Raw genomic sequence first — 25,205 nt, forward strand, 5'->3', positions numbered from 1 at the left:
CGACGCCGTGGGCGGGGCTCAGGTGACCGGGCAGGCGACACCGGTCCCTTTCAAGCCGCAGTAGCCGGCCGGGTTCTTGGCCAGGTACTGCTGGTGATACTCTTCCGCGTAATAGAAGGCATCGAGCGGCGCGACTTCCGTGGTGACGTTGCCCATTCCCTGCTGCTGCAAGGCCTGGTCGTACTCCTGCAGGCTCTTGTCGACCAGCGGGCGCTGCAACTCATTGGTGGTATAGATGACACTGCGATACTGCGTGCCGATATCGTTGCCCTGGCGCATGCCCTGGGTCGGGTCGTGCGCTTCCCAGAAGGCTCGCAGCAGCTCGGGCAGCCCGATCTCGGTAGGATCGAAGATCACGCGCACCACTTCGGCGTGCCCGGTGCGTCCGGTGCAGGTCTCTTCGTAGGTGGGATTAGGTGTCTGGCCACCCGCGTAACCCACTGCGGTGACGTACACGCCGGGCATTTCCCAGAACAGTCGCTCGGCCCCCCAGAAGCAGCCCAGTCCCAGCACGATTTCCTCGTACTCCGCGGGGAAAGGAGGCAGCATCGTACGCCCGTTGACATAATGGACGCCGCTGATACGTATGGGCGTATCGCGCCCTTCGAGAGCCGTTGCCGGCGTGGGGAGCTCGAGCGATTCATGTGGCCACATAGGACAATCTCGTATGACGATGAGTAAAGAAACACCGGGGCCCTGCCCATGCGGGCAGCCACGGCGCTTCGCTGAATGCTGTGCACCGATCCATGCGGACCCGCGACGCGCCAGGACGCCGGAGGCGCTGATGCGTGCACGTTACAGCGCCTTTGTCTGCGAGGCGCACGCGGTCCTGATTGCCACCTGGGATCCCGCCACGCGCCCCCGGGCCGAAGCCCTGGCGAGCGGCGCGACACGCTGGCTGAAGCTGACCGTCCATGACAGCACCCAACAAGACGAGAATGGCACGGTGACGTTCAGTGCCGATTTCATCGACGCCGGAGGTTTCCAGCGTCTCACCGAAACCAGCCGCTTCCGTTTCGCTGCCGATGCCGACCAGTGGTTCTATGTCGACGGCGATGCCCAGTGGCAGCGCCTCGACATTGGCCGAAATGCCGCCTGTCCCTGCGGCAGTGGCCTCAAGGCGAAACGTTGCTGCGCCCGAGGCTGAAGGTATAGATCAAGTCTAGCGCCTGGGCCGCACCGGAAACCGCTTCCAGATACAAATTCTGGATCAGTCGATAACGCAAGGTCAGCTCGGCGATGGGGGAGAAAATGCCAACGCCATAGCTAACTTTCAAGTCATCGAAGACATAACCACTGACCACGACCTGGCTGTCTTCGCCCGAGCCGGCCGTGTCGAGGCTCAAGTCATCGACGCCGAAGGCCTGCCCGAGCTGCCCCACGGCGCGCCCGCTTTGCGACAATGAAAGCCCGATCAGCGCCGACGTCAAGGCGCCATCGCCGCCATCATCGTCCGGCGCCCGCCCGCGCAGCAAGTATGACAGCGCGCGGCTTTCCGGCATCGCCGGCTCCGAGAAAATGCTCAATTGCGGATTCTCCGCACGGCCCGTGACACGCAGCCCGGCGGTCACGTCGTCCTCGATGGTATTGGGGTTGCGAATCGCCTCGAACTGCAGACGCGGCTGGGAAGCCGGGCCGCTGAACAGGATCTGCCCCTGACGGATCACCAGGTCCTGTCCGAACGCGGTATAGGCGCCGTCGACGAGCCTGACATCGCCGAACAGCTGTACCGGCCCATTGCCCTGACGTACCTCGAGTTCGCCCTCGAGTTGCGATTCCAGCCCGTAGGCTTCCAGGCTGATGTCCGGTCCCAGACTCAGCATGATACTGACGTCCAGTGCCATGCCCGCCTCGGAAAGTGCCTGGGCGGTGGCCTCGCCCTGCTCGCCGGATGCCTTCTCATCCTGCTGCGCGGCGTCCTGCTCGCGGGTGATGATGACCTCGTCACTGCTCGGGGCTACCGCCGAAGGCGGAATCTGACCGACTTCCAGGCGTCCCCAGGGAATGTCGACATCGCCGCGCACGCGCAGACGCGTGGGACGCGCATCGACGCTGAGATCCGGCGTCACCCGCAGGCGCCCGAACTGCGGCAGGCTCACCAGCAACGGATCGTCCTGGCCGTCGATCTCCAGATGAGCGCGCCATGCCGCCGGGTCCTGCCAGTCCGCATCGCCGACCAGATCGAGGCGGCCCTCTTCCCCGGCCACGAAGCCTTCGATACGTCCGCCCTGGCCGGCGAGGTCGAGTGCCAGGCGAGCGTCTTCGATCGCCACCGGGATCGCCGGACCACGCGCGACCACCTCGGCGGCAGTCAGTTGCCCGTCAAGATCGGGACGGCGCAAGGTCCCGCCCAGTGCGACGTCACCGTTGAGCGCGCCTTGCAGCTCGGAGAGACCCTCGACGAGCGCCCGATACGGCGCGAAAGCGACTTCGTCGACCTGCAGGCGCCCTTCCATCGCGCCTTCGCCCAGCGGCTCGTCGATGCCCAGGGTAAGCGCCAAACGTCCCGCGTCGCCCTGGTCGAGTCGCAGCCGGGCATCGGCACGCGTCGGCGTGGCGTCGAAACGCAGTGCCAGGCGGCTGTCGGGGAGTTCCCAGGGATTGCCGCGAGCGTCTTCGCCGGTGACCGTCAGCTGGCTGTCGAGCTGGCCTTCGGCATTCCAGTCCTGACCGCCATTGCGCCACCCGAGGGTGGCCTCGCCCTGGGTCTCGCCTCCCATGCGCCAGCCCGATGGCAGCCGGTCGGCGAACATGTCCATGGGAATATCGCGCAACGCCAGGGCTGCCTCGCCCTGTGCCGCGGAAAGACGCGCACGCTCGATCAGACAGGCCCTGCCGCCCTGTTCGCGGATCAGACAGAACGGCGCTAGCGTCACCTGGCCGGCGGCCAGGTCGGCAGTGACGTTCAGGTCGTCCTCGAGCGAGATATCGCCGTATTCCGTGGCGAGATCGAGCGGCGCCAGCACGCCTCGATAGCGTTGTGCCGTGCGGTCGTAATCGCCCTCGAGGGTGAGTCCTGCCCGGGACACCGGCATTCCCGTCCCCAGCTCGGCATCGAGCGTCAGGGTGTGCTGGGAAAGACGCCCACCGAGCGTCGCGGCCAGCGTTTCCACGCGTTGGCCCCCCGCGTCGAGTCCCTCGACGTCCAGATCGACGTCGACGCGCGGATCGTCGAGCCCTTCACTACGAGCCTGCAGCGACAATGTCTGGACTTGTTGGGTCTGAAAGCGCAATGACTCGCCATTCAGGTCGAGCGAAACCCGGGGAGCGTCGAGACTGCCCTGCGCCTGGAGATCCCCCCGCAGCGCTCCCCCGAGACCCGGCCACAGCGATGCCAGTCGCGGTGCATCGAGGCGTCCGCTCAGGTCGAGGCGCTGCCCGATGCTGCCTGTCGCGGAAAGCCGGTTGTCCCCCTGGCGAAGATCGAGCCGATCGATGACCCACTGCATCTGGCTGTTGCCCTCGAGCTGGGCGTCCAGGTGCAAGGGTCTGTCCTGCAGGGTCCCGTCGATCGCCAGGTCGGGCACGCGCAGCCGCCAGCCCTGTGCCGGCATGTCGAAGGCGATGCGGGCCTCGCCGTTGAGCGTGCCATCCACGGCGTCGGTGAAGGCGCCCACGGGCAGTGCATCGAGCGTGACTTCGCTTTCCACGGCAAGCGCCGACGACCAGTCCACGTGTCCCCGGCCGTTGAGCGTGCCGCCTTCGGCACTCAGGGTCAGTGGCGCCCAGGCAAAGCGCGAGCGGTCGCCGTGCCCCTGGAGGGTCAGGCGGCTGGCCGGCAGGCCCTGCCCGCTGACTGCCAGGTCGAGGGTGGTACGGTAGTCGTCAAGCGAGCCCTCGGCCTCGAGGTCCAGGTGGTCGAGGCGATATGGCGCGGACGTACGCGCCAGGCGCTGCGAGGCCGCCAGCGCCCCGGCCGCCAGTCTCGTCGACGAGGGCAACGCCTTCGTACCGGCCAGGGGCCAGGTGATGTCCCGAGCCGCGAGCGTGAGCGAAAATGGCAACCTGGGCGACAACGCATCGAGTTCGGCTTCCAGGCTGGCCGTGACGGGGCCTGAAGCGTCGAGGGACACCGCCAGATCCGCCAGCGAGCCCGACACCGAGAGCGTGGCGTGCTGGCCCGCCAGCGGCGCTCTGGCGATCTGCGTGTCCAGCCGCCCCTGAACGGGATACTCGCCTGACAGGGTCGCATTCAGCGCGAGCTCCACTTCCCCGTCGTCGCTGCGTACATGCAAGCGATGGATGTCGACCTGATCGTCACGCGCGGAAAGCGACAGCGTGGCTCGGGTGACGCGGTATGGCGTCGGCCCCTGCAGCGCGAAATCGTTCACCACTACGCTGGGAGCGCGAATATCGAGAGGCAGATCGATATTCGGCAGCTCGCGTCGACCATCGGGCGCGGCGCCCTCCTGCGAAGAGGCCTCAGCCTGGGCGGTCGTCTGTGGTGCCGCTGCCGGTACGGAGGCATTGCCTGCGGCCTGCACCGCCGCGTCGATGCTGGTGGCCGGGATGGACGGCGTCGCCATGTCCTGGGTCAAGCGTTGCCCGTCGCTCGTCGGCAAGCTGACCCGTGCGCCGTCGAGCCGTGTGGGGAGCAGCGTGAGTTCATCCCCCGCGATGCGGGCACCGGTCGTGAAGGATGCCCATTGCACGCGGGTCCCGTCGGCCAGTTCGACGCGCACGTCTTCCAGCCCGAGCGCGCGCAGTTCGATGGGAAACGGGAACCAGAGCGTCGGCATGCCCCCGCCGGCGGTGTCGGCGGCTGGAGGATCGGCAGGCGCCGACGCGCTCTGCACCACCCGGGCGCCCGTCACCTGCAGCCCTTGAAGACACAGCTTGCCCTCCAGCAGACAATCCTCCGCCCAGCTCAAGCGCAAGCGCTCGGCGTCGACGGTGAGCGTGCCCAGCTCGAGGTGCAGACCGTGCAAGGTCAGCGTATCCAGCGGCGAGCCCTCCACGTCGGCGATCTCGAACCAGCCACGCGCCTCCCCCTGATCGGCCAGCCACGCGGTCCCCCAGGGCGACAGCGCCGTCCCGAGCAACAGCAATACCAGCCCCAGCAGCCAGAGGGGCACGTAGATCAGCGCGCGGATCAGAATTCCGGCCCGATGGCGAAGTGCAGACGCCACGCATCCTCCTCATTGTCGAACGGATGAGCGATATCGAACCGCACCGGGCCCACGGGCGAGATCCAGCGAATCCCCACCCCGGCCCCGGTCTTGAGTTCCTCGGGCCACCAGGCATTGAAGGCGTTGCCGGTATCGACGAAGGTGGCTCCCCACCAGTTGCCGGTGACTCGGCGCTGATACTCGGCACTGGCGGTCAGCATGTGCTGGCCGCCGAGCAGTTCGCCGTCATCGTTTTCCGGAGACAGGCTTTCGTAGCTGTAGCCGCGCACGCTCTGATCGCCACCGGCGAAGAAGCGCAGCGAGGGGGGAATCTTGTCGAAGGTGTCGGTCGCCGTGGCGCCACCGCCGATGCGGCCGACGAAGCGATTGTCCGGACCCAGCGTACGAATCCATTGCGAGTCGAACCTGGCGCGCAGAAAGCGTGCGTCCGAGCCCCAGGCGGGATCGGAGACTTCCAGCGCCAGGCGCTGGCGATCCCCCCACTTGGGGAAGTTGGGTTGCCGCGTGCGCGTGCGGGTCCAGCTGATGCCGGGATACAGCAGGAGCACCTGCTCGTCCTGATCCGCCTGGGTGAAGTCCTCGTAGGTGGTTCGGAAGTAGAGTTCTTGTACCCAGTCGTTGTCGAACTCCCAGCGCCGGGCAAGCTCCACCGAGCTTTCCAGACTCTTGGTATCCTCGTTATCGAGACTGCGCAGCCCATAACTGAGGCGATAACTGTCGCGCAGTGGATTCGCCAAGGGCATCACGTACTCGCCATCAAAGCGTTGTTCCGGTCCCGAGAGATAAAGCGAATTGGACAGGCTGTGACCGCGGTCGTTGAGCCAGGGCATTTCCCAGCTGAATTGCACCCGTGGCCCGACATCGGTGGCATAGCCGATGCCGGTTTCGAACTTGTGCCGGTCTGCGGGGACGAGATCCACATCCACCGGCACGTCGGTGCTCTGCAGGCCATGCAGACGGCGCACGGCGGCCAGCCCCGCGCCGCTACTCAGGGGAGGCGTGCGCCCCGTGGCCTCTTGCCACCATTGCCCGCCCCGCGTGACGTTGCGCTCGTCGCCGATGCGCGGGCGAACGGCGATGCCGCGAAACCAGTTGGTCTGTCCCAGACGCTGGTTGTATTCGGCCAGTTGCCCCGCCAGATAGGGATCGCCCTTGGTGAAAGGCAGCATGCGCCGCAGACGGGCTTCTTCGATTTGACTGCCCGCGAAACGAATATCGCCGAAACGGTAGCGAGGACCGCTGCGCATGCGCAGAAACAGGCGTGCGCTCGCCTCCCAGGGGCGCACTTCCATGCGTTGTTGCGCGAATCCCGCATCGAAATAGCCCCGTTCCAGCGCCAGTGTGGAAAGCCGGGTCTTGGCGCTGTCGTAACGGTCGTGGCGAAGCGGGTCGCCTTCCTCGAGCGGTATGCTCGCGAGGGCCTTCTGGAAGGCGGGATCGTCGCCGGCAGCGCCGTCGACGCCCAGATCGAGTTGCGTGATATGGGTACGGGGCCCGGGATCGATGGCGATCACCACGTCGCCAGCGAACATGCCGTCGGGATAGGAGGTCTCGATCTGGGGCGAATAATAGCCGAATGCGCGCAACGCTCGTTGCGTACGCTCACGGATATCGCTGTCGAGACGCGCCTCACTGATGTTCCGGGTATCGAGCGGCTCGAGGAAGTTGACGACGTTCGTGGCAGCCGGGCCGTCGAGGCCTTCGACCGACGCCTCCAGGGCCATGGCACTGGACGTGACGACGCTCAAGGCCACCCCGCAGAGGAAGCGCTGCACGGCTGAGTGACGCAGCGTTCTCATAACGCCTGGAGGGACGCGTCGAGAACGATCGAGGGCCGGCCGAGGCCGTGCCCTGCAGGAAAACCATGATGGATGTTCAATGACTCGGTCCTTGTCATGCGATCGCGTGGTCAGTCTGCCCTGGATATGGCGTCACTGAGACGCCCCGGAAAGCGCTTCCAGACTGGCATTGAGAGCCAGTTGCCCCTGGCGAAGTTCCCGAATCTCGTCCTTGAGAGCGGCCACCTCGTCGGCCACCTGGTCGTGGTTGCCGGACAAGGCTTCGATGCGTGCGCCCAGATCGTCGAGGTTCGCTTGCACCTCGTCAAGCGTCGTGCCGCGTGCCTGCCCGGCTTCGGCCAGTTGATCCAGGCGTTGCGATAGTTCATCCAACTGCGCTACTTGCGTGTCGAGCCGCTCCTGCTGCGAGGAGAGGGTGTCCAGGCGTGAGCTCAGGGTGGCGCGTTCGTCCTCCCCGGTGTTTTCCAGTGCCTCCAGCGCGGTTTGCTGTGCGGCGATGAGGGCCTGCTGGGCCTGTTGATTCTCGCGCAGGGTATTCAGCGCCGACTCGGCATTCGTCCCGGCACTCAACTCGTTGACCTTGTTCTCCAGGTTGCCGACCACCGTGCGTGACGCTTCCAGCTCGTCGCGCAGGCGATCGAGCTCCCCGCGCAGGCTGTCGCCGGACGCGTCCAGCGAGCTGCCCGTGGCATCGAGACGATCCGTCAGCGTGCTCTGGCGGGCCTCGAGATTGGAAAGTCGAGCCTGCCAGGCCTGGCGTTCCTGCCAGTAAAAGCCCGTGATGACGACGAGTGCGGCGATGAGCAACAGCGTCAGGCACCAGAGTGGCCACACGCGGGTACGGCGACGGCGCGAACCGCCACTCGCATGACGCGGACGACTCCCGGCGGGAGCCGTACTCAGGTGATCGCTGTCGCGCTCGGGGACGATACGCGGTTCCTGACGTGTCTTTTCCGATCGTTCAGACATGCTCGGGTCTCGTCTCGAATACTTTATTTATCAATGACATGGCGACTCGGCGGTCAGCGTGATGACGTTGGCCCCCGAGGGGGACGGTGCTAAGCTGACGGTCGCCATCGCACTCGTGAATGTCCTGCATTGTAAGGTTTTTTGATCCCGAGAGTGACCCCACCCCGTTAACGCGAGGGGACATTGGCGACCATGCTACAAGGAGAGCCCCATGGTATTTGAATTGCCCGCGCTGCCCTACGAAAAGAACGCACTCGAACCCCATCTGTCGACGGAGACCCTGGAATATCACTATGGCAAGCATCATCAGGCCTATGTGAACAAGCTCAATGAGCTGGTCCAGGGCACCGAGCACGAGGACAAGTCGCTCGAGACGCTCATGCGGACCACGACCGGAAGCGTGTTCAACCAGGCCGCGCAGGTCTGGAATCACACCTTCTATTGGCACTGTCTTTCGCCGCACGGCGGCGGCGAGCCCGGCGGTGCGCTGGGTGAGGCGATCCAGACGAAGTTCGGAAGCTTCGAGGCATTCAAGGAAGCGTTCAATGCCCGGGCGCTGGAGAATTTCGGATCGGGCTGGACATGGCTGGTCAAGACCGACGAGGGCGGCGTGGACATCCGCAATACCGACGACGCGGATTCGCCCATCGCGCATGGTCTCACGCCATTGATGGCCATCGACGTCTGGGAACATGCCTATTACATCGATTACCGCAACGCGCGTCCCAAATACCTGGATGCCGTCTGGCACATCGTCAACTGGGACTTCATCGCCCAGAACTTCAACGACTGAGAACCTCCGGGCCGAACACGCTCTCCCCTCCTGGCTCGCCCGCTTCACGCGGTGAGCCCCGCATTGGCGGGGCTCGTCGGGGTCAGGCGCCTGTCGGATCCGCTCGCCGGCCAATACCGCGATAGATCAAGCCGCGAGCCGCGACATAGTCGGGGTCGAAGATGTTGCGTCCGTCGAGAATCAGCGGCGTGGCCATGCGCTCGCTCAATTGTCGCCAGTTGGGGTTCCAATAGCACTTCCACTCCGTCACCAGCATCAGGGCATCCGCCCCGTCGCATGCGGCATAGAAGTCGTCATCGCAGAACGTGACGCGTGGGTGATCGCCATACAAAGCACGCAGCGCCGGCAATGCCTCGGGGTCGTGAACGTTGACATTGACGCCCTGTGCCAGCAAGGCATCGAGCAGGGTGAGCACCGGTGCCTGATCGATACGCGTGGTGCCGGGCTTGAACGCAGCCCCCCAGATCGCCACTCGACGCTCGAAGAGCTGGCCGTGGAAGTGGTTCCAGAACTTGCGGAACAGCGTCTCCTTCTTCTGCTCGTTGATATCCAGTACATGCTCGAGCAACAGCGACTCGCGCCCCGAGGCATGCTGGACATCGGCCAGACGCATGAGATCGCGCGAGAAGCTCGGACCGCCGAAACCGCAACCGGGATAGAGATACTCGAAGCCGATGCGGCTGTCGGCGCCCATCCCCAGACGCACGTGCTCGACATCCACGTCCAGGGAATCGGCGAGTCCCGCCAGCTCGTTCATGTAGCTGATGCGCGTCGCCAGCATGCCGATGATGGCAAGCTTGGTCAGTTCCGCGGCGCGCCGCGGCATGAGCTGGAAGACGTCTTGCCGGCGGTTGAAGGCGCGCAGCAATTCGCGGACCTGGTGCGTGGCCTGGGTGTCCTCGCTGCCCAGCAGCCAGCGCGAGGGACGCGTGAAGGTCTCCCAGGCACGCCCTTCTTCCAGCATGTCCGGCAAGGCGACGGCCACCTGCCCGGCATGACCGAGCAAGGCCTCGAAGCGTTCGGTGTGACCCACCGGGAAGGTCGAGTTGTTGATCACCACCAGCGGCGTGCTCTGCGCGGCCGGCACGTCGGCCACATACGCCTCGGCCGCGTCTCGCTGGTCGGGTGCCAGGGCCAGCCAGTGGATGTCCACCTCGCCATGCGCAGGCGTCTCGGCAATCGTCAGCAGGCCCGAGCGGCAGCCGGTGTCGATCTGTTCCTTGAGCCCCGGCTCGCGTATCAGCCATTCGGCGCTTTCCAGACTATGCCAGGGGAAGTCGGGATGGGGGCACCAGACGACCTGGTGCCCTACCGAAGACAGCGCTGCCGCTGCCACCGCGGCCGAAAGCTCGCTTCCATACACGTTGACGCGCATGGCTCAGCCCTCGTCGGCGTAGCGGCTCAGCAAGGCGCGGAATCCTTCGCCATGCTGGGGATGGCGCTTGGCCAACGCCAAGGTGGCTTCGAGATAGCCCAACTGGTGACCGCAGTCATAGGTCTTGCCACGCATGCGGTAGGCCTCGGCCCCCTGCTGCTGGCGCAGCGTTTCGAGCGCGTCGGTCAACTGGATCTCGTTGCCCGCGCCGGGCGTCGTTTCGGCCAGTAGCGGGAAGATCGCCGCCGGCAGCAGGTAACGACCGATCACCGCCAGGCTGGAGGGGGCCTCCTCGACCTTGGGCTTCTCGACCATGCCGCTCAGGGGGGCGCTGACGCCTGGTGCGGGCGTCTCGCCATCCAGGGCGACGATGCCGTACTTGTAGGTCAGTTCGTGCGGCACGTTCTCGACCATGATCTGGGCCTGTCCGCTCTTGTCGAAGGCGTGGATCATGCCGGCCAGGTCGTTTTCCGGCAGTCCCTCCGCATCGACCAGAACATCGGGCAACAGCACAGCGAACGGGTCGTCGCCGATCACCGACTGCGCGCAGAGGACCGCGTGGCCCAGCCCTAGGGCGACCGGCTGGCGCACGGCGATGATGCTGACATCGTCGGGCACGATGTTGCGGACTTCCGCAAGCAGCTCATCCTTTCCCTTGGCCTCGAGCATGGATTCGAGTTCGAAGTTCTTGTCGAAGTGGTTTTCGATGGCACTCTTGCTGGAGTGCGTCACCAGGACGATTTCCTTGATGCCGGCCGCGACGGCCTCCTCGACGACATACTGGATGACCGGCTTGTCGACGATGGTGATCATTTCCTTGGGAATGGCCTTGGAGGCCGGCAGGCAACGCGTACCGAGACCAGCGACGGGGAGTACGGCCTTCTTGATCATGCAGGTTCCTTCCTTAGCGTTCCAGGGACGAATGACGGCAGTATGCCATAGCCAAAAGGGCCACGGCGTCACCGATTCGGCATTCCTTTGATGATGTTCAGGCAAAGACGTTCAAGGCCAATGCCTGTTCTCTACCATCATGCGGGATGCGATCCTCAACATCGGCGCATAACGTTGTAGAATGCACGATATTGGCATGCCGACGCGCGACGGGCCACTACCCTCGCCACGACGCGCATCGCCGGATCATTTTCCCAAGAGGACACGCCATGAGCGAGACGCTCCGAGACAACGTGGATCAGGCCGAGATCGCCAAGTTCGAGGCGCTCGCCAGCCGCTGGTGGGACCCGGAAAGCGAGTTCAAGCCACTGCATGACATCAATCCGCTACGCCTCAATTTCATCGATGAACAGGCGAACCTGGCGGGCAAGACGGCCATCGACGTGGGCTGCGGCGGCGGGCTCCTCAGCGAGGCGATGGCGCATCGAGGCGCGCGCGTCACGGGAATCGACATGGGCGAGGCCCCGTTGGCCGTGGCCCGCCTGCACCAGGAAACCAGCGGCGTGGATGTCACCTATCGTCAGATCAGCGCCGAGGAGATGGCCGCCGAGCATCCCGGCGAGTTCGATGTCGTGACATGCCTGGAGATGCTCGAGCACGTGCCCGATCCCGCGGCCGTGGTGCGTGCGTGCGCGACCCTGGTCAAGCCCGGTGGCCACCTGTTCTTCTCGACCATCAATCGCAACCCCAAGGCTTATCTGTTCGCCATCCTCGGCGCCGAGTACGTGCTCCAGCTGCTACCCCGGGGGACCCATACCTATCGCAAGTTCATTCGTCCGGCCGAGTTGTCCGCCTGGTGCCGCGATGCAGGCCTGCGGGTACGTCGCCAGACGGGCTTGACCTACAACCCGTTGACCAAGCGCTATCGGCTGACGGCCAATGACGTATCCGTCAACTACATGGTGCACTGCACGCCGGAGTGGACCGGCGCGGGGGACGAGGCATGAGCGACGCGTGGCCCGAGGCATTGCTGTTCGATCTCGATGGCACGCTCGTCGACACCGCGCCCGATCTGGCCTGTGCGACCAATGCCTTGCGGGCGCACCACGGGCTAGAGGCACTGCCTTACGAGGTGATTCGCTCCGAAGTGTCGAATGGCGGTAGTGCCCTGGTGGAGCTCGCGCTCGGACTGGCGCCCTCGCACGCCGATCACGGCGAGGCACGGCGCTTTTTGCTGGAGGCCTACGGGCGCGACGTGGCGCGATACAGCCGCGTGTTTCCCGGGCTGGAGCCGTTGTTACACGCCTGGGATCGTGCGCGTCGGCCCTGGGGTATCGTGACCAACAAGCCGCGCGCCTACGCCGCGCCGCTGGTCGAGGCGCTGAACCTGACGCATGGGGTGCTGCTGGCCGCGGATGACCTCCCCGTCAAGAAACCCGATCCCGCTCCCCTGCTCGAAGCCGCACGGCGGCTCGGTGTCGCGCCGGGTGACTGCTGGTACATCGGCGATCATTGCCGTGACATGCAGGCCGCGCGTGCGGCAGGCATGTGGGCGGTGGCAGTGCGCTACGGCTACATCGGCGCGAGCGAAACGCCGGACACCTGGCCGGTGGATCGCTGGTTCGAGACCCCGGAAAGCCTGACACGAGCACTGGGCGCCTGATGCGGAGTACCATCCGCGGACACGGTCAGCTCTTTCTCGGTGCCAGTGCCCGGTTTACCCGGCGACGTGCCCCGGGCGTGAGGTTCGCGGGGGCTGTGCATCGAAAGCCTCACCCGTGCGTTCACGGCTGTCCGGCCCCATCAGCCACAGATAGGTGGGCATGATCGCGTCGGGCGTGCGCAATGTCGCGGGGTCTTCCTCGGGATAGGCGCGACGCCGCATGGCGGTACGCGTGGCCCCCGGATTGAGCGTGTTGACGCGGACGCTTGAAGTGCCCGCGAGCTCGTCGGCCAGGAGCTGCATGAAGCCTTCCGTGGCGAACTTGGAGACGGCATAGGCGCCCCACTTCGCCCGCGCCTTCCGTCCGACGCTCGATGACGTCAGGATCACCGAGGCATCGCGCGATGCCTGCAGCAGCGGCAGCAAGGCCTGCGTCATCCAGAGAGGGCCGGTGACGTTGACGTGCATCACGCGCTCCCAGAGTTCGAGATCGTAATCGGCGAAGGGGGTCATGTCGCCGAGCAGGCCGGCGTTATGCAGCAGTCCGTCCAGACGGCCGAATTCACGGGACAGAGTGCCGGCCAGCTCGTGGTATTCCTTGCTGGTAGCACCTTCGAAATTCAGCGGAAAAATCGCGGGCTGCGGGCCGCCGGCCACTTCGATTTCGTCGTACACTGCCTCGAGCTTGGCCAAGGTGCGCCCCACCAGTATCAGCGTGGCGCCATGTGCGGCAAAGCAGCGCGCCGCGGCACGCCCGATACCGTCACCGGCGCCGGTCACCAGGATCACCCGCCCCTCGAGCAGGTCGGCCGCCGGCTGATAGTCGATATGGCACTCCATGGTTCACCTCCGCCTCGTATCCGTCGGGGGATCAGCTCGGTATGGCCGGCAGCGTTCAGTTGCCGGACTGGTTGAGGAAGTCCTCGGCCATGCTGGCCGCGTTGCTTTCAGGATAGTCGTTGCGTACCCGATCGAGCAGCGAACGGCTTTCATCGGGATGTCCCTGGCGTGCCTTGAGCAGCCCCAGCTTGTACAACGCATCGGGCATCTTGTTGCTTTCGGGGAAATCGTCGATGACCGTCTGGAACGACTTGGCGGCGGCATCCAGCTGCGATTGGGCGGAGTACAGCTCACCCAGCCAATAATGCGCATTGGCACGTAAACTGGAATTCGGGTAGTCGCCGATGAAGTCCTCGAAGGCCTTGATCGCTGCATCGAACTCGCGTGCCTGGACCTTCTGGAAGGCGGCCTGATAGGCATCGCGTCCCTGATCGCCGGACTGAGCGTCCTGGTCGCCCGTGGCGGATGCCTCTTCCGTGACCGATGCCGCGGCGTCAGTGTCGACGGCTTCACGGCGTTGCGAGGCCAGCGTGTCGAGGCGTTTCTCGAGATCCAGGTAACGTTCCTGCGACAGCTGCTTCTGCTGTTCGAGCTGGTAACGGAGCTCCTCGATCTGCCCTCGCAGTTGCTGGATCTCGCGCTGATTGTCCTTCAACTGGTTGAACAGGGCCAGATTGCCGCCCGACTCGCGTGCGGCCGTCTGGTTGTAGAAATTATTGCTCGACTGGTCGGTCAAGTCATCGACCGCGGGCTGGGCCCACACGGACAGCGGGAGCAACAAGGCTCCCGCGCCGCACAGTCTTTTCAGACCGTGTTTCATACGTCACTCCGGCGGCGTGTTAATAAGCGAAGACGACGCGACGATTCTGAGCATAGGACTCTTCATCGTGTCCGCGTACCGCAGGACGCTCTTCGCCATAGCTGACGATCTCGATCTGGGACGCAGAGACGCCTTCCACGGTGAGATACTGCTCGACGGCGCGCGCGCGACGCTCGCCCAGGCCCAGGTTGTATTCACGCGTACCGCGTTCGTCGGCATGGCCTTCCAGCACGACATTCGTGTTGGGATGGCTCTGCAGGTACTCGGCATGCGCGCTCAGCACCGATTCGAACTCGGGACGAATGGTGTCACGGTCGAAGGCGAAATAAATGGTGCGCTGTTCGGGGATGGCGTCACGATCGCTCATCGACGTGCCCGAGGTGCCCTGCCCGTCGCCCATTCCTTGGCTGGACGCCGTGCCTGTACCACCGGCACCAGTCCCTGAGGTGCCATCCATGCTGCCGTCCTGAGTGCCGCCTGTGCTGGAGCACCCGGCGAGAACCGCCAACGACAAGGCGACGGCGAATCCTTTGGCATAGGGTTTGAATTGCATTGTTTTCTCCTTACTTGGAAATCGAATGACACATTACGCGGGTTAGTCCAAAAAGGGAGACCATGCGGGTTCCCGCACGTCGCCCTGCGGCGATGGCAGACGGAAAGATGCGCTGCCATCGGCCGATACCGCCCCCAGCACGCCGCGCGTTCCTTCCTGGGTGGCGAAGATTACCATGGTGCCGTTCGGCGCAACACTGGGCGACTCGTCCCAATCGGAATCGGTGAGAATCGTCATGCGATCGGTATCCAGATCCTGACGCGCCACGTGATAGCCCGAGTCGTCACGCGTCACCATGAAGATCGCGTCTCCATCCGGGCTGAAACGACCACGTGAATTGTAGCTGCCGGTGAAGGTGAGGCGTTCGGCCCGCCCGCTGCCCAGGTCGTAGCGATAGATCTGCGGGTTGCCGCTGCGGTCGGACGTGAAGATCAGGCTGCGGCCGTTCGGGGCCCATTCGGGCTCGGTGTCGATGGCGTCGCTTTGCGTCAGGCGCCGCAGATCGCGGGACGCGATGTCCATGACATAGATTTCCGGCTGGCCGTCCTTGGACAGCGACATCGCCAGTTTACGACCGTCTGGCGACCAGGCCGGCGCACCGTTGATGCCCTCGAACGAGGTCAGACGGACACGCTGGCCGGTGGCGAGATTCTGCACATAGATGCCGGGGCGCCCGGTTTCGAAAGACACGTACGCCAGCTTGCCGCCATCCGGTGACCAGGCCGGTGACAGGATGGGTTCGTCCGAGGACAGGATTTGCTGGCTATTGTGGCCATCGGCATCGGCGACGCTGAGGGCATAATCGATGTCATCGCCGACGCCGCTGGCGGTGACGTACGCGATGCTGGTGGAAAATGCCCCGCGAATGCCGGTGATTTCCTCGAAAATCTGATCGCTGATGTAATGCGCGCTGTCGCGCAGCTGGTCGCGACTCGAGGTCACGACCTCGCCGAGCATGCGGTTTTGGCCATTCACGTTGAGCAGTTCGTACTGGATCCGGTATTCACCGCCCTGGTTGTCGATCTTGCCGACGACCAGATAGTCGCTGTTCAGCTGCTGCCAATCCTGATAGTGAACCTCTTCACTACTGCTCGGACGGGAAATCAGCGACTCCCGCGGCAGCGGCTCGAAACGGCCGCTACGCTCGAGGTCGTTGCTGACGATGCGCGAGACGTTTTCGGGAAGATCGTCGCCATTGGCCATGGGAACGATGGCGATGGGAATCGCCTGATCGCTTCCCTTGGTGATCTCGATGGTGAGTTCGGCATGCGCCATGCCGGCACACAGCATTAACAGCAACGAAGCTGCCCACAGATTGAGTCGTTTCATCAGCGGATGTCCTCTGGGTTGAAGTCCAGATTGAATTCACGGAACTGACGTTGTACCGAGGCGTCGAGTTCACTCATTTCACGAAACGGTGCAGCCCTTTCGACGGCGTTGATCACCGAGCGGTCGAAGGCCGCATCGCCACTGCTTTGCGTGATGGTGGCTCCCACCAGTTCGCCCGTGGGCAATAGCTGAATGCGCACGATAGCCCGCAATTGTCGCGATGCACTGGGTGGCAGGTTCCAGCTTTGCTCGACGTAGCGACGCACCAGGTTCTTGAAGCCGTTGGCAGCCTCTCGGGCCTGCTCGGCATTGGCGATGGATTGCTGTTCCTCGCTGATCATGCTTTCCAGAGAAGAGGCATTGGCCTGGGCGGCCCGTTCGGCAAGTTCTCTCTGCCGCGCCGCCTCGGCTTCTTCCTGCTGGCGCTTGCGCTCCGCTTCGGCCTGGCGTTCGGCTTCTTCCTGCTGACGCTTGCGCTCCGCTTCGGCCTGGCGTTCGGCCTCTTCCTGCTGACGCTTGCGCTCCGCCTCGGCCTGGCGTTCGGCCTCTTCCTGCTGACGCTTGCGCTCCGCCTCGGCCTGGCGTTCGGCTTCTTCCTGCTGGCGTTGACGTTCCGCCTCGGCTTCCGCGCGGGCTTGCGCGGCGCGTTCGGCCTCTTCCTGCAAGCGCTGTGCCTCTGCTCGGGCTTGTTCCACCGCGGTGTCCGATACCTCCGGGACGCTGGTCTCGTCCGGTTCGCTGGGGGCTTCTTCGTTCGTGTCGGGCGCGGGCGGCTCGTCCGGCGTTTGCTCCTCGGCCTGCGAGGCGGCAGGCGCGGATTCCTCGGTTTGCTGAGGCTGATCCGTCGCCGTTTCGGCGCGCACCAAGGTGGCTTGTACCACCGATGACGACGTGGGTTCGGGCTCGCTGGCAGGCCATTTGATGATGGTCAACAACAGCGCCGCGACATGCACGCCAATCGCCAGTAGCGTGGGCCACCCATAGCCTACACGGCGTTCACGTTTCGCCATGTCGACTCCTCACTGTTCACTGGACGGGGGCTCGGAGATCAGCCCGACATTGCCCACGCCAGCGCCTTGCAATGTGCTCATCAGCGTCACGACCTGACCATAGGATACATTGCGGTCACCCCGCACCATGACCGGTGTATCGGGACGACGACTCAGCATGGCGGTAACCTGCTCACCGAGCTTGTCGAGCGCGACCGGCGTCTCTTCGTCACCCAGCGAGATGTAATATTGCCCCTCGCGATCCACCGACACGATCAACGGCTCCCGCTCGTCGGTGTCGATGGGCTCGGACGTGACCTGCGGCAGCTCGACGTTGACGCCCTGGTTGAGCATGGGGGCGGTGATCATGAAGATCACCAGCAGTACCAGCATCACGTCGATGAAAGGCACGACATTGATTTCGCCCATGGGCTTGCGCCGCTGGCGGCGATGATAGGATCCGTACATGCTTCCTCCCTCAGGATGCCGCGCGTTCGCTGCGTCCCTGCAGGTTTCGATGCAGGATGGCGTGGAATTCCTCGGCGAAGTTTTCGTATTTGCCGAGAAGCCTCGTCGCATGGGCAGAAAGCCGGTTGTAGAAAATCACGGCGGGGATCGCGGCGAACAGCCCCATGGCCGTGGCTACCAGCGCTTCCGCGATCCATGGCGCGACCGTGGAAAGCGTGGCCTGCTGGGCCATGGACAGGCTCTGGAACGAGCCCATGATGCCCCATACGGTACCGAAAAGACCGATGTAGGGGCTGGCCGAGGCCACGGTAGCCAGGAAGGTCAGATGCAGCTGCAGACGATCTTCTTCGCGGGAAAGCGCGACCCGTTGACCGCGCTGCACCCCTTCGAGAACCGCCTCGGTACTCTGGGTCTTGGCCATCAGGCGGTTGAACTCGCGGAAACCGGAGCGGAAGACGTGTTCCGCGCCAAGCGATTCCTGCTCGGCGGGCAGTTCGCGGTAGAGTTCATTGAGATCCACGCCGGACCAGAAGCGATCCTCGAAGTCCCGATAGGCCTTTTCGGCACGCCGCAGGGCGAAGCCGCGCTGGAAAATCACGATCCAGGAGGCGACGGAAGCCGCCAGCAGAAGAAGCATGACCAACTGAACGACCAGGCTGGCGTTCATGATCAGATGCGGGATGGACATGGAGTCGTTCACGGCAGTCCTCGTGTCGCTTTGAGAGTTCGTTTCGCTTGGTTATCCGAGCATGACGGAATGCAGGGCATCCGGCCAACGCACGGGTTTTAGCCGAGAGGCCTCGAGGCAGACGATGTCCACCCTGGCCTCGCACAATCGTTCCCCGCGACGTGTCACTGTCTGTTCGAATGTCGCGCGACAGGCAGTGGATTCGACGACATCGGCACTGACGTGCAATTCGTCGTCGAGATGGGCGGGCTTGGCATAACGGCACTCCAGGCGATGCACGACCAACTGGATACCCTGGCCCAGCAAGTCACGCTGGGTCAGGCCGTGGTGGTTGAGCCACTCGCTGCGTGCCCGCTCCATGTATTTGAGATAATTGACGTAATAGACGATGCCCCCGGCATCGGTGTCTTCGATGTACACCTTTACCGTATGCGTGAAGTCGCTCATGCGTCGCTTTCTCCGGGGGGCGTGAGGGGAACGGCCGTCGCGACGGCGTCGGTCGGCGTCAAGCCGAAATGTTCATAGGCCGAGCGAGTGACCACGCGCCCGCGCGCCGTTCGCATCATGAAGCCCTGCTGGATCAAGTACGGCTCTAGGACATCCTCGATCGTGTCGCGTTCCTCGCTGATGGCCGCGGCGAGACTGTCGACCCCCACGGGGCCACCGTCGAATTTCTCGATCATCGCCATCAGCAGGCGCCGATCCATGTGATCGAGCCCGTGGCGATCGACGTGCAGCATGTTGAGCGCCTGGTCGGCGATGGCTGCGGTCAGCCGGCCATCGCCACGCACTTCGGCGAAGTCACGCACACGACGCAACAGGCGATTGGCGATACGCGGCGTGCCCCGCGCGCGCCGGGCGATTTCGGCGGCACCGTCGCGCTCGGCGTCGACGCCCAGCAAGTGAGCCGAGCGCACGACGATCTCGGTGAGTTCCTCGACGGCGTAGAACTCGAGGCGCTGGACGATACCGAAGCGGTCGCGCAGCGGCGACGTGAGCAAGCCGGCGCGTGTCGTGGCGCCGACCAGCGTGAAGGCCGGCAGGTCCAGCTTGATGGAGCGCGCCGCGGGCCCCTCCCCGATCATGATATCGAGCTGGTAGTCCTCCATCGCCGGGTAAAGCACTTCCTCGACGGAAGCGGGCAGACGATGGATCTCGTCGATGAACAGGACGTCGCCGGCCTGGAGGTTGGTCAGCATGGCGGCCAGGTCGCCCGCGCGTTCGAGCACGGGGCCGGAGGTCGACTTGATATCGACATCCATCTCGGCGGCGATGATATTGGCCAGCGTGGTCTTGCCCAGGCCGGGCGGGCCGAAGACGAGGGTGTGGTCGAGGCTGTCGCCCCGCTTGCGCGCGGCGCTGATGAAGATATCCAGCTGCTCGCGGACGCGGGGCTGACCGATGTACTCGGCAAGACGACGCGGACGAATGGCATGATCCACGTGCACCTCGCTGCCTTGAGGTTGCGCCGCGATCAAACGGTCGGTGTCGATCATTCGCGGTCCTTAGCCAGCCAGCTTGCGGGCCAGCGCAGCTTTGATCAGGCCCTCTGTCGAGAGGCCGTCATCGAGCCCGGACAGCATGCGCGAGGCTTCGGTGGGTTTGTAGCCCAGGGCCACCAGCGCCGATTCGGCATCGGCCTGGGGATCGGGTGCGGCAGTGGTCGGCGAGGCGCCCAGCTCGAGAGCGTGCAGCCCGTTTTCCTGCTCGAGCTGCCAGTGCGGAAAGCGATCACGCATTTCCACCACCAGCCGCTCGGCGGTTTTCTTGCCGACACCCGGCAGGCGCGTCAGCGCCTTGATGTCATCTTCCATGACGCAGCGGATGAAGGCTTCCTGGTCCATGCCCGAGAGAATCGCCAGCGCCAGCTTGGGGCCGACGCCATTGACCTTGATCAGGGCACGGAACAGTTGCCGCTCGTCGCCTCGCGCGAAGCCGTAGAGGAGATGCGCGTCCTCGCGCACCGCCAGATGCGTATGCAGCTGAACTTCCTCGCCTGGCCCCGGCAGGGCCAGCAAGGTGGTCATGGAAGTTTCCAGCTCATAGCCGACACCGCCGACATCGACCACGATCCACGGCGGTTGTTTCTCCAGCAGGGTGCCACGCAAGCGTCCGATCATGCACATCGAATCCTTCGATTGACTGGCTTGACACTATACTGATCCACCCCGCCACTGACCAGCGCCCGACGCAGCCCGCCTCAGCTCGGGCGGAAGTCGCGCCAACGCTGGCGCGACCCGCTGCGACGACGCCCTCGCGAGGGCGGCAACGAACGTCCCTGGCGCGCATAGGCATGCGTCAAGGCGATGGCCAGTGCATCGGCCGCATCGGCCTGCGGCACGCCATCGAGGCCTAGGATTGCGGTGACCATGTGCTGCACTTGCTCCTTGGTCGCCGCACCGGTGCCGGTGATGGCCTGCTTGATCTGGGTGGGGGCGTACTCGAATACCTCGAGGCCATGGTTGGCGGCGCAGACGATCGCCGTGCCGCGTGCCTGCCCCAGCTTGAGCGCGGAGTCGGCGTTCTTCGACATGAAGACCTGCTCGATGGCGATCTCGTGCGGGCGATGCAGGCCGATCAACTCGCCGATGCCGGCATAGACTTGCGCGAGTTTCTGGGCCAACTGGTCGCTCTTGATGCGGATGCAGCCGCTGGCCACGTAGCGTGGGATGGGCGTGGCGACATCGACGACGCCATAGCCGGTGATGCGCGAGCCGGGGTCGATGCCCAGCAGGATGGTCGCCGTGCCCTCGCCCGTCACTCGAGTTCCGCCATGACAGCGTCCGAGAAATCGGCGTTGGAATAGACGTTCTGCACGTCGTCGAGATCCTCGAGCATGTCGAACAGCTTGAGGACCTTGCGCGCTGTCTCGACATCGTCGATCGACGTGTAGTTGTCGGGGTAGAGGCCCACATCGCTGGCGACGGGCTCGATATCCGCCTCGAGCAGCGCGTCCTTCACCGCGCCGAAGCGCTCCGGCGAGGTCACGATCTCCAGCGTGCCGTCGGTCTGCGTGACGATGTCTTCGGGCTCGGCGGCCAGCGTGGCCTCCATCGCCGTTTCCTCGCTGACACCCTCGGGCAAGGTCAGTCGCCCCTGCTTATGAAACATGAATGCCACCGACCCCGAGGTACCGAGATTGCCGCCGTTCTTGCTGAAGGCATGCCGCACGTCGGACACCGTGCGATTGCGATTGTCGGTCATGCATTCGACCAGCACGGCGACCCCCTCGGGGCCGTAACCCTCGTAGACGGTCTCTTCCATCTCGTCGCCGTCGGTATTGCCGGCGCCGCGCTCGATGGCGCGCTGGATGGTGTCCTTGGTCATGTTGTTGGCCAGCGCCTTGTCGATGGCAGCACGCAAGCGGGGATTGTCCGCCACTTCACCGCCGCCCTGGCGGGAAGCAACGGTCAGTTCACGGATCAACTTGCTGAAGATCTTGCCGCGTTTGGCATCTTGGGCGGCCTTGCGGTGCTTGATGTTCGCCCATTTACTATGGCCTGCCATGTCGACGTCACTCCTTGGAAATACAGGCGTTCGCGGTTTGCAGGACACCCGGCGCCCGAGGACGCCGGGAAAACGAGAAGGACGCAGGACGTGCGGCCTCCGTCAGACGTCGCCGTTGTTCTGCGCCTTTTGACGCAGGCGAATGTTGAGCTCCTTGAGCTGCTCGGCACTGACCTCGCCCGGGGCGTCGGTCATCAGGCAAGCCGCGCTTTGCGTCTTGGGGAAAGCGATCACTTCGCGAATCGTTCTGGCACCGCTCATCAGCATGACCAGCCGGTCGAGGCCGAAGGCCAGACCACCGTGGGGCGGCGCACCGAACTTGAGGGCATCGAGCAGGAAGCCGAATTTCTCGTCGGCCTCTTCCTCGCCGATGCCCAGCACCTCGAAGACCGCACGCTGCATCGTCTGGTCATGAATACGGATCGAGCCGCCGCCCAGCTCGGTGCCGTTGAGGACCATGTCGTAGGCCCGCGACAGCGCATTGGCGGGGTCCGCCTTGAAGGCTTCCGGCGTGCACGACGGCGCGGTGAACGGATGGTGCAAGGCGGCCAGACGGCCGTTGTCGTCGGCTTCGAACATGGGGAAGTCGACGACCCACAACGGCGCCCACGCCTGGGTGTAGAGGTCGAGGTCCTCGCCCAGCTTGACGCGCAGGGCCCCCAGCGCCTCATTGACGATGCGTGCCTTGTCGGCACCGAAGAAGATGATGTCGCCATCCTCGGCGCCCACCCGGTCGAGCAACGACTCGATGATGTCTTCCATGAACTTGACGATCGGCGACTGCAGCCCCTGAATGCCCTTGGCACGCTCGTTGACCTTGATCCAGGCCAGCCCCTTGGCGCCGTAGATGTTCACGAAGTCCGTGTAGGCGTCGATTTCCTTGCGCGACAACGTGGCGCCACCGGTGACCTTGAGCGCCGCCACGCGGCCGTCCTCGGCCTTCGCCGGACCGGAGAACACCTTGAAGTCGACGCCCTGCATCAGGTCGTCGACGTCGATCAGTTCCAGCGGAATCCGCAGGTCCGGCTTGTCGGAGCCATAGCGATTCATCGCTTCGCTGTAAGGCATCTTCGGAAATGCCGGCAGTTCGACATCGAGCACGTCCTGGAACAGGCGACGGATCATGTCTTCGGTGAGGGACATGATGTCGCTTTCCTCGACGAACGATGCCTCGATGTCGATCTGCGTGAATTCGGGCTGACGATCGGCGCGCAGGTCCTCGTCACGGAAACACTTGGCGATCTGGTAGTAGCGATCGAACCCCGAGACCATCAGCAACTGCTTGAACAGTTGCGGCGATTGCGGCAAGGCGAAGAACTCGCCGGCGTGGGTACGGCTGGGCACCAGGTAGTCGCGCGCGCCTTCCGGCGTGGCGCGTGTCAGGATCGGCGTCTCGATGTCGAGGAACCCCTGGCCCTCGAGATAGGCACGCACGCTGTGCGTGATGCGTGAGCGCAGGCGCAGCTTGTCGATCATCTCCGGACGGCGCAGATCGATGTAGCGATGCTTGAGGCGTATTTCCTCGCCGACCTTGCCGTGCTCGTCGAGCTGGAACGGCGGTGTCGCGGCGGTGTTGAGCACCTCGACTTCTTTGGCCAGCACCTCGATCATGCCGGTCGGCATGTGGGCATTCTGCGTGCCCTCGGGACGCAGGCGAATACGTCCGCGTATGCGCAGCACGAACTCGTTGCGGGCGCGATCGGCATTGGCGAACGCCTCGGGCGTATCGGGGTCGACGACGACCTGGGCGATGCCATCGCGGTCGCGAAGGTCGAGGAAAATCACCCCCCCGTGATCGCGACGACGATGCACCCAGCCGCACAATGCGACTTCCTCGTCCACCAAGGTTTCGTTCAACTGACCGCAATAGTGACTGCGCATGTCTGATCCTGTTTCGTTGCTTGTCTCATGGGGCGATTCGGCGCCGCCCGTACGGCGCCGAATGCGTCAGGCCGGCGTCTTGCCGCCGGTATCGGCAGGGGCGGACGTGGCACCGCCGTCCCCTGCCAGATTGCGCTTTTGCCCCGATTTGAAATCGGTTTCGTACCAGCCGCCACCGGCCAGGCGAAAGCCGGCCGCGGATATCAAGCGTGACAACTCGGCGCGCTCGCAGCTCGGGCAATCGGTCAACGCGGCAGCACTGACTTTTTGCAGCTTTTCCAGGCGATGGCCACAGGCCTTGCACTCATACTCGTAGATGGGCATGGTTCTCACCATTCATGTCATCAAGAAAGCGCCCGCGCGCCACTCGCGCGGTGGCAGGGATATAGGGCCGGAGATCGCACTTTCCAAGCCTCTCTCGAAAGCCGCACATTATAGCGTGTAGCGGCACCCGACGGGCAAGGCGTATCCGCGTTCGATATCATTGCCCCCGTTACCCTGCCCTCGGGCGCTCCTGTCTCCCGAAAAGAAAAAGGACGTTGCATGAAAGCCGTGATTCTCGATGCCGCCACCCTGGGCGACGACATAGACCTCACGCCTCTGCACGAGGCGGTGGACACGCTCGAGGTCCATGCACACACCGCGCGCGAGGAACGCCAGGCGCGCCTTGCCGGCGCCACCGTGGCGCTCACCAACAAGGTCGTCATCGATGCCGAATTGATCGACGCCCTGCCCGATCTCGAACTGATCTGTGTGCTGGCCACGGGCACCAACAATATCGACATGCAAGCCGCCAAGGCCCGTGGCATCGAGGTGCGCAATGTCACGGCCTACGGCACGGCCAGCGTGGCCCAGCATACGTTGATGCTCATGCTGGCGCTGGCCAACCGTCTCCCCCTTTACATGCGCGACGTCGCCGCCGGGCGCTGGAACGACAGCCCCATGTTCTGCCTGCTCGACCACCGCACCCTGCAACTGGCCGGCAAGCACCTCGTCATCGTCGGACACGGCGAACTCGGACGTGCCGTGGCCCATCTGGCCGAGGCGTTCGGCATGCGTGTCACCTTCGCCGCGCGCCCCGGCAATGAAGCGCACGACTCACGCCCCGCCCTGGCGTCCCTGGCGGGAGAACTCGATGTGCTCAGCCTGCATTGTCCGCTGAACGACGAGACGCGTCACCTCGTGGATGCCGACATGCTGGCACGGTTCAAGCCAGGTGCCTTGCTGCTCAATTGCGCGCGGGGCGGTATCATAGATGAAAGCGCCGCGCTGGACGCGCTACGCAACGGTACCTTGGGAGGCCTGGGCGTCGACAGCCTGCCCGACGAGCCGCCGCGCGAGGGGCATGCACTCATCGACGCGCTGCAGGAAGGCCATAACCTCATCGTGACGCCGCACAGTGCGTGGATCTCGCCGGAAGCGCGTGCCAACGTCGTGCGTCTGACCGTTGACAACCTGCGCCACTGGCTCGCCTCGCGCGCTTGATCCAGGAGGCTAAAGGCCAGGAGCTT

The 25,205-nt window shown here is 64.5% G+C and carries 25 protein-coding genes; 5 read left to right on the forward strand and 20 right to left on the reverse strand.

The genetic code is table 11. The features are described from left to right. Positions 1 to 18: 18 nt before the first annotated feature. Positions 19 to 654, reverse strand: coding sequence for a peptide-methionine (S)-S-oxide reductase MsrA (gene msrA, locus ABGX75_RS12235; protein WP_110061401.1), 636 nt, complete (start codon positions 652 to 654; stop codon positions 19 to 21). A gap of 19 nt (positions 655 to 673) precedes the next feature. On the opposite strand from msrA, the gene ABGX75_RS12240 reads away from it, so the two are divergent. Further along, positions 674 to 1,147, forward strand: coding sequence for a YchJ family metal-binding protein (locus ABGX75_RS12240; RefSeq protein ID WP_256985407.1), 474 nt, complete (start codon positions 674 to 676; stop codon positions 1,145 to 1,147). Here ABGX75_RS12240 and ABGX75_RS12245 read toward each other — a convergent pair. From ABGX75_RS12245 to ABGX75_RS12255, 3 genes are all read right to left on the reverse strand, one after another. Then, complete coding sequence (locus tag ABGX75_RS12245; protein WP_347411425.1) at positions 1,116 to 5,129, reverse strand: translocation/assembly module TamB domain-containing protein; 4,014 nt, start codon at positions 5,127 to 5,129, stop codon at positions 1,116 to 1,118. The genes ABGX75_RS12240 and ABGX75_RS12245 overlap by 32 nt on opposite strands. Then, the gene (locus tag ABGX75_RS12250; protein ID WP_347411453.1) at positions 5,093 to 6,883 is read right to left on the reverse strand and encodes an autotransporter assembly complex family protein; all 1,791 of its coding nucleotides are present in this window, start codon (positions 6,881 to 6,883) and stop codon (positions 5,093 to 5,095) included. The genes ABGX75_RS12245 and ABGX75_RS12250 overlap by 37 nt, the downstream gene beginning before the upstream one ends. 177 nt (positions 6,884 to 7,060) lie before the next feature. Further along, on the reverse strand, positions 7,061 to 7,897 hold the full coding sequence (locus ABGX75_RS12255; protein ID WP_110061403.1) for a heme exporter protein CcmD: 837 nt from the start codon (positions 7,895 to 7,897) through the stop codon (positions 7,061 to 7,063). A 211-nt stretch (positions 7,898 to 8,108) separates the two neighbouring features. Here ABGX75_RS12255 and ABGX75_RS12260 point away from each other — a divergent pair, with 211 nt between their 5' ends. Then, positions 8,109 to 8,690, forward strand: a complete 582-nt coding sequence (locus ABGX75_RS12260; protein WP_110061404.1) for a Fe-Mn family superoxide dismutase — start codon at positions 8,109 to 8,111, stop codon at positions 8,688 to 8,690. Positions 8,691 to 8,772: 82 nt separating this feature from the next. Here the strand turns inward: ABGX75_RS12260 and ABGX75_RS12265 are convergent, their stop codons facing one another. Then, entirely contained in the window at positions 8,773 to 10,065 is a 1,293-nt protein-coding gene (locus ABGX75_RS12265; RefSeq protein ID WP_011507158.1) for a nucleotide sugar dehydrogenase, read from the reverse strand. 3 nt (positions 10,066 to 10,068) lie between these two features. Beyond that, positions 10,069 to 10,956 (reverse strand): UTP--glucose-1-phosphate uridylyltransferase GalU, encoded by an 888-nt coding sequence (gene galU / locus ABGX75_RS12270; protein WP_011507157.1) that lies wholly within the window; start codon positions 10,954 to 10,956, stop codon positions 10,069 to 10,071. A gap of 269 nt (positions 10,957 to 11,225) precedes the next feature. On the opposite strand from galU, the gene ubiG reads away from it, so the two are divergent. Both ubiG and ABGX75_RS12280 read left to right on the forward strand, forming a co-directional pair. Beyond that, positions 11,226 to 11,963, forward strand: coding sequence for a bifunctional 2-polyprenyl-6-hydroxyphenol methylase/3-demethylubiquinol 3-O-methyltransferase UbiG (gene ubiG, locus ABGX75_RS12275; RefSeq protein ID WP_035409617.1), 738 nt, complete (start codon positions 11,226 to 11,228; stop codon positions 11,961 to 11,963). Continuing rightward, positions 11,960 to 12,619 (forward strand): HAD-IA family hydrolase, encoded by a 660-nt coding sequence (locus tag ABGX75_RS12280; RefSeq protein WP_347411426.1) that lies wholly within the window; start codon positions 11,960 to 11,962, stop codon positions 12,617 to 12,619. The genes ubiG and ABGX75_RS12280 overlap by 4 nt, the downstream gene beginning before the upstream one ends. A gap of 54 nt (positions 12,620 to 12,673) precedes the next feature. Here the strand turns inward: ABGX75_RS12280 and ABGX75_RS12285 are convergent, their stop codons facing one another. From ABGX75_RS12285 to ABGX75_RS12350, 14 genes are all read right to left on the reverse strand, one after another. Then, a complete protein-coding gene (locus ABGX75_RS12285; protein ID WP_301969119.1) occupies positions 12,674 to 13,459 on the reverse strand; it encodes a YciK family oxidoreductase in 786 nt (261 codons plus the stop codon). Positions 13,460 to 13,514: 55 nt separating this feature from the next. Then, positions 13,515 to 14,279, reverse strand: a complete 765-nt coding sequence (ybgF, locus tag ABGX75_RS12290; protein ID WP_224114688.1) for a tol-pal system protein YbgF — start codon at positions 14,277 to 14,279, stop codon at positions 13,515 to 13,517. Positions 14,280 to 14,298: 19 nt separating this feature from the next. Next, positions 14,299 to 14,832, reverse strand: a complete 534-nt coding sequence (pal, locus tag ABGX75_RS12295) for a peptidoglycan-associated lipoprotein Pal (RefSeq protein WP_011507152.1) — start codon at positions 14,830 to 14,832, stop codon at positions 14,299 to 14,301. A gap of 42 nt (positions 14,833 to 14,874) precedes the next feature. Beyond that, on the reverse strand, positions 14,875 to 16,161 hold the full coding sequence (tolB, locus tag ABGX75_RS12300) for a Tol-Pal system beta propeller repeat protein TolB (RefSeq protein ID WP_347411427.1): 1,287 nt from the start codon (positions 16,159 to 16,161) through the stop codon (positions 14,875 to 14,877). Further along, positions 16,161 to 17,171, reverse strand: coding sequence for a cell envelope integrity protein TolA (gene tolA, locus ABGX75_RS12305; RefSeq protein WP_347411428.1), 1,011 nt, complete (start codon positions 17,169 to 17,171; stop codon positions 16,161 to 16,163). Before tolA ends, tolB begins: the two co-directional genes overlap by 1 nt. A gap of 9 nt (positions 17,172 to 17,180) precedes the next feature. Further along, a complete protein-coding gene (gene tolR / locus ABGX75_RS12310) occupies positions 17,181 to 17,618 on the reverse strand; it encodes a protein TolR (RefSeq protein ID WP_011507149.1) in 438 nt (145 codons plus the stop codon). A gap of 10 nt (positions 17,619 to 17,628) precedes the next feature. Beyond that, positions 17,629 to 18,318: a protein TolQ gene (gene tolQ, locus ABGX75_RS12315; RefSeq protein WP_035409602.1), complete on the reverse strand. Its 690-nt coding sequence runs from the start codon at positions 18,316 to 18,318 to the stop codon at positions 17,629 to 17,631. Between the two features lie 39 nt (positions 18,319 to 18,357). After that, entirely contained in the window at positions 18,358 to 18,753 is a 396-nt protein-coding gene (ybgC, locus tag ABGX75_RS12320; RefSeq protein WP_011507147.1) for a tol-pal system-associated acyl-CoA thioesterase, read from the reverse strand. Continuing rightward, positions 18,750 to 19,802 (reverse strand): Holliday junction branch migration DNA helicase RuvB, encoded by a 1,053-nt coding sequence (ruvB, locus tag ABGX75_RS12325; protein ID WP_011507146.1) that lies wholly within the window; start codon positions 19,800 to 19,802, stop codon positions 18,750 to 18,752. Before ruvB ends, ybgC begins: the two co-directional genes overlap by 4 nt. A 9-nt stretch (positions 19,803 to 19,811) precedes the next feature. Next, entirely contained in the window at positions 19,812 to 20,426 is a 615-nt protein-coding gene (gene ruvA, locus ABGX75_RS12330; protein ID WP_035409600.1) for a Holliday junction branch migration protein RuvA, read from the reverse strand. Between the two features lie 80 nt (positions 20,427 to 20,506). Continuing rightward, positions 20,507 to 21,067: a crossover junction endodeoxyribonuclease RuvC gene (gene ruvC, locus ABGX75_RS12335; RefSeq protein WP_347411429.1), complete on the reverse strand. Its 561-nt coding sequence runs from the start codon at positions 21,065 to 21,067 to the stop codon at positions 20,507 to 20,509. Further along, positions 21,064 to 21,813 (reverse strand): YebC/PmpR family DNA-binding transcriptional regulator, encoded by a 750-nt coding sequence (locus tag ABGX75_RS12340; protein WP_110061415.1) that lies wholly within the window; start codon positions 21,811 to 21,813, stop codon positions 21,064 to 21,066. Before ABGX75_RS12340 ends, ruvC begins: the two co-directional genes overlap by 4 nt. A gap of 102 nt (positions 21,814 to 21,915) precedes the next feature. Next, positions 21,916 to 23,694, reverse strand: coding sequence for an aspartate--tRNA ligase (gene aspS, locus ABGX75_RS12345; protein WP_110061416.1), 1,779 nt, complete (start codon positions 23,692 to 23,694; stop codon positions 21,916 to 21,918). A 66-nt stretch (positions 23,695 to 23,760) separates the two neighbouring features. Further along, positions 23,761 to 24,018, reverse strand: a complete 258-nt coding sequence (locus tag ABGX75_RS12350; RefSeq protein ID WP_011507141.1) for a zinc ribbon domain-containing protein — start codon at positions 24,016 to 24,018, stop codon at positions 23,761 to 23,763. A gap of 219 nt (positions 24,019 to 24,237) precedes the next feature. Between ABGX75_RS12350 and ABGX75_RS12355 the strand changes: the two genes are divergently transcribed. Next, entirely contained in the window at positions 24,238 to 25,179 is a 942-nt protein-coding gene (locus ABGX75_RS12355) for a D-2-hydroxyacid dehydrogenase (RefSeq protein WP_011507140.1), read from the forward strand. The last annotated feature ends 26 nt before the right edge of the window (positions 25,180 to 25,205 follow it).

Origin of the sequence: Chromohalobacter sp., assembly GCF_039830575.1 — a bacterium.
In the GTDB taxonomy this organism is placed as follows: domain Bacteria; phylum Pseudomonadota; class Gammaproteobacteria; order Pseudomonadales; family Halomonadaceae; genus Chromohalobacter; species Chromohalobacter israelensis.

Bases quoted from the DNA above. Each gene is read 5' to 3' on its own strand.
- msrA (WP_110061401.1), bottom strand. From the start codon at position 654: ATGTGGCCACATGAATCGCTCGAGCTCCCCACGCCGGCAACGGCTCTC.
- ABGX75_RS12240 (WP_256985407.1), top strand. From the start codon at position 674: ATGAGTAAAGAAACACCGGGGCCCTGCCCATGCGGGCAGCCACGGCGC.
- ABGX75_RS12255 (WP_110061403.1), bottom strand. From the start codon at position 7,897: ATGTCTGAACGATCGGAAAAGACACGTCAGGAACCGCGTATCGTCCCC.
- ABGX75_RS12260 (WP_110061404.1), top strand. From the start codon at position 8,109: ATGGTATTTGAATTGCCCGCGCTGCCCTACGAAAAGAACGCACTCGAA.
- ABGX75_RS12265 (WP_011507158.1), bottom strand. From the start codon at position 10,065: ATGCGCGTCAACGTGTATGGAAGCGAGCTTTCGGCCGCGGTGGCAGCG.
- galU (WP_011507157.1), bottom strand. From the start codon at position 10,956: ATGATCAAGAAGGCCGTACTCCCCGTCGCTGGTCTCGGTACGCGTTGC.
- ubiG (WP_035409617.1), top strand. From the start codon at position 11,226: ATGAGCGAGACGCTCCGAGACAACGTGGATCAGGCCGAGATCGCCAAG.
- ABGX75_RS12280 (WP_347411426.1), top strand. From the start codon at position 11,960: ATGAGCGACGCGTGGCCCGAGGCATTGCTGTTCGATCTCGATGGCACG.
- ABGX75_RS12285 (WP_301969119.1), bottom strand. From the start codon at position 13,459: ATGGAGTGCCATATCGACTATCAGCCGGCGGCCGACCTGCTCGAGGGG.
- ybgF (WP_224114688.1), bottom strand. From the start codon at position 14,279: ATGAAACACGGTCTGAAAAGACTGTGCGGCGCGGGAGCCTTGTTGCTC.
- pal (WP_011507152.1), bottom strand. From the start codon at position 14,832: ATGCAATTCAAACCCTATGCCAAAGGATTCGCCGTCGCCTTGTCGTTG.
- tolB (WP_347411427.1), bottom strand. From the start codon at position 16,161: ATGAAACGACTCAATCTGTGGGCAGCTTCGTTGCTGTTAATGCTGTGT.
- tolA (WP_347411428.1), bottom strand. From the start codon at position 17,171: ATGGCGAAACGTGAACGCCGTGTAGGCTATGGGTGGCCCACGCTACTG.
- tolR (WP_011507149.1), bottom strand. From the start codon at position 17,618: ATGTACGGATCCTATCATCGCCGCCAGCGGCGCAAGCCCATGGGCGAA.
- ybgC (WP_011507147.1), bottom strand. From the start codon at position 18,753: ATGAGCGACTTCACGCATACGGTAAAGGTGTACATCGAAGACACCGAT.
- ruvB (WP_011507146.1), bottom strand. From the start codon at position 19,802: ATGATCGACACCGACCGTTTGATCGCGGCGCAACCTCAAGGCAGCGAG.
- ruvA (WP_035409600.1), bottom strand. From the start codon at position 20,426: ATGATCGGACGCTTGCGTGGCACCCTGCTGGAGAAACAACCGCCGTGG.
- ABGX75_RS12340 (WP_110061415.1), bottom strand. From the start codon at position 21,813: ATGGCAGGCCATAGTAAATGGGCGAACATCAAGCACCGCAAGGCCGCC.
- aspS (WP_110061416.1), bottom strand. From the start codon at position 23,694: ATGCGCAGTCACTATTGCGGTCAGTTGAACGAAACCTTGGTGGACGAG.
- ABGX75_RS12350 (WP_011507141.1), bottom strand. From the start codon at position 24,018: ATGCCCATCTACGAGTATGAGTGCAAGGCCTGTGGCCATCGCCTGGAA.
- ABGX75_RS12355 (WP_011507140.1), top strand. From the start codon at position 24,238: ATGAAAGCCGTGATTCTCGATGCCGCCACCCTGGGCGACGACATAGAC.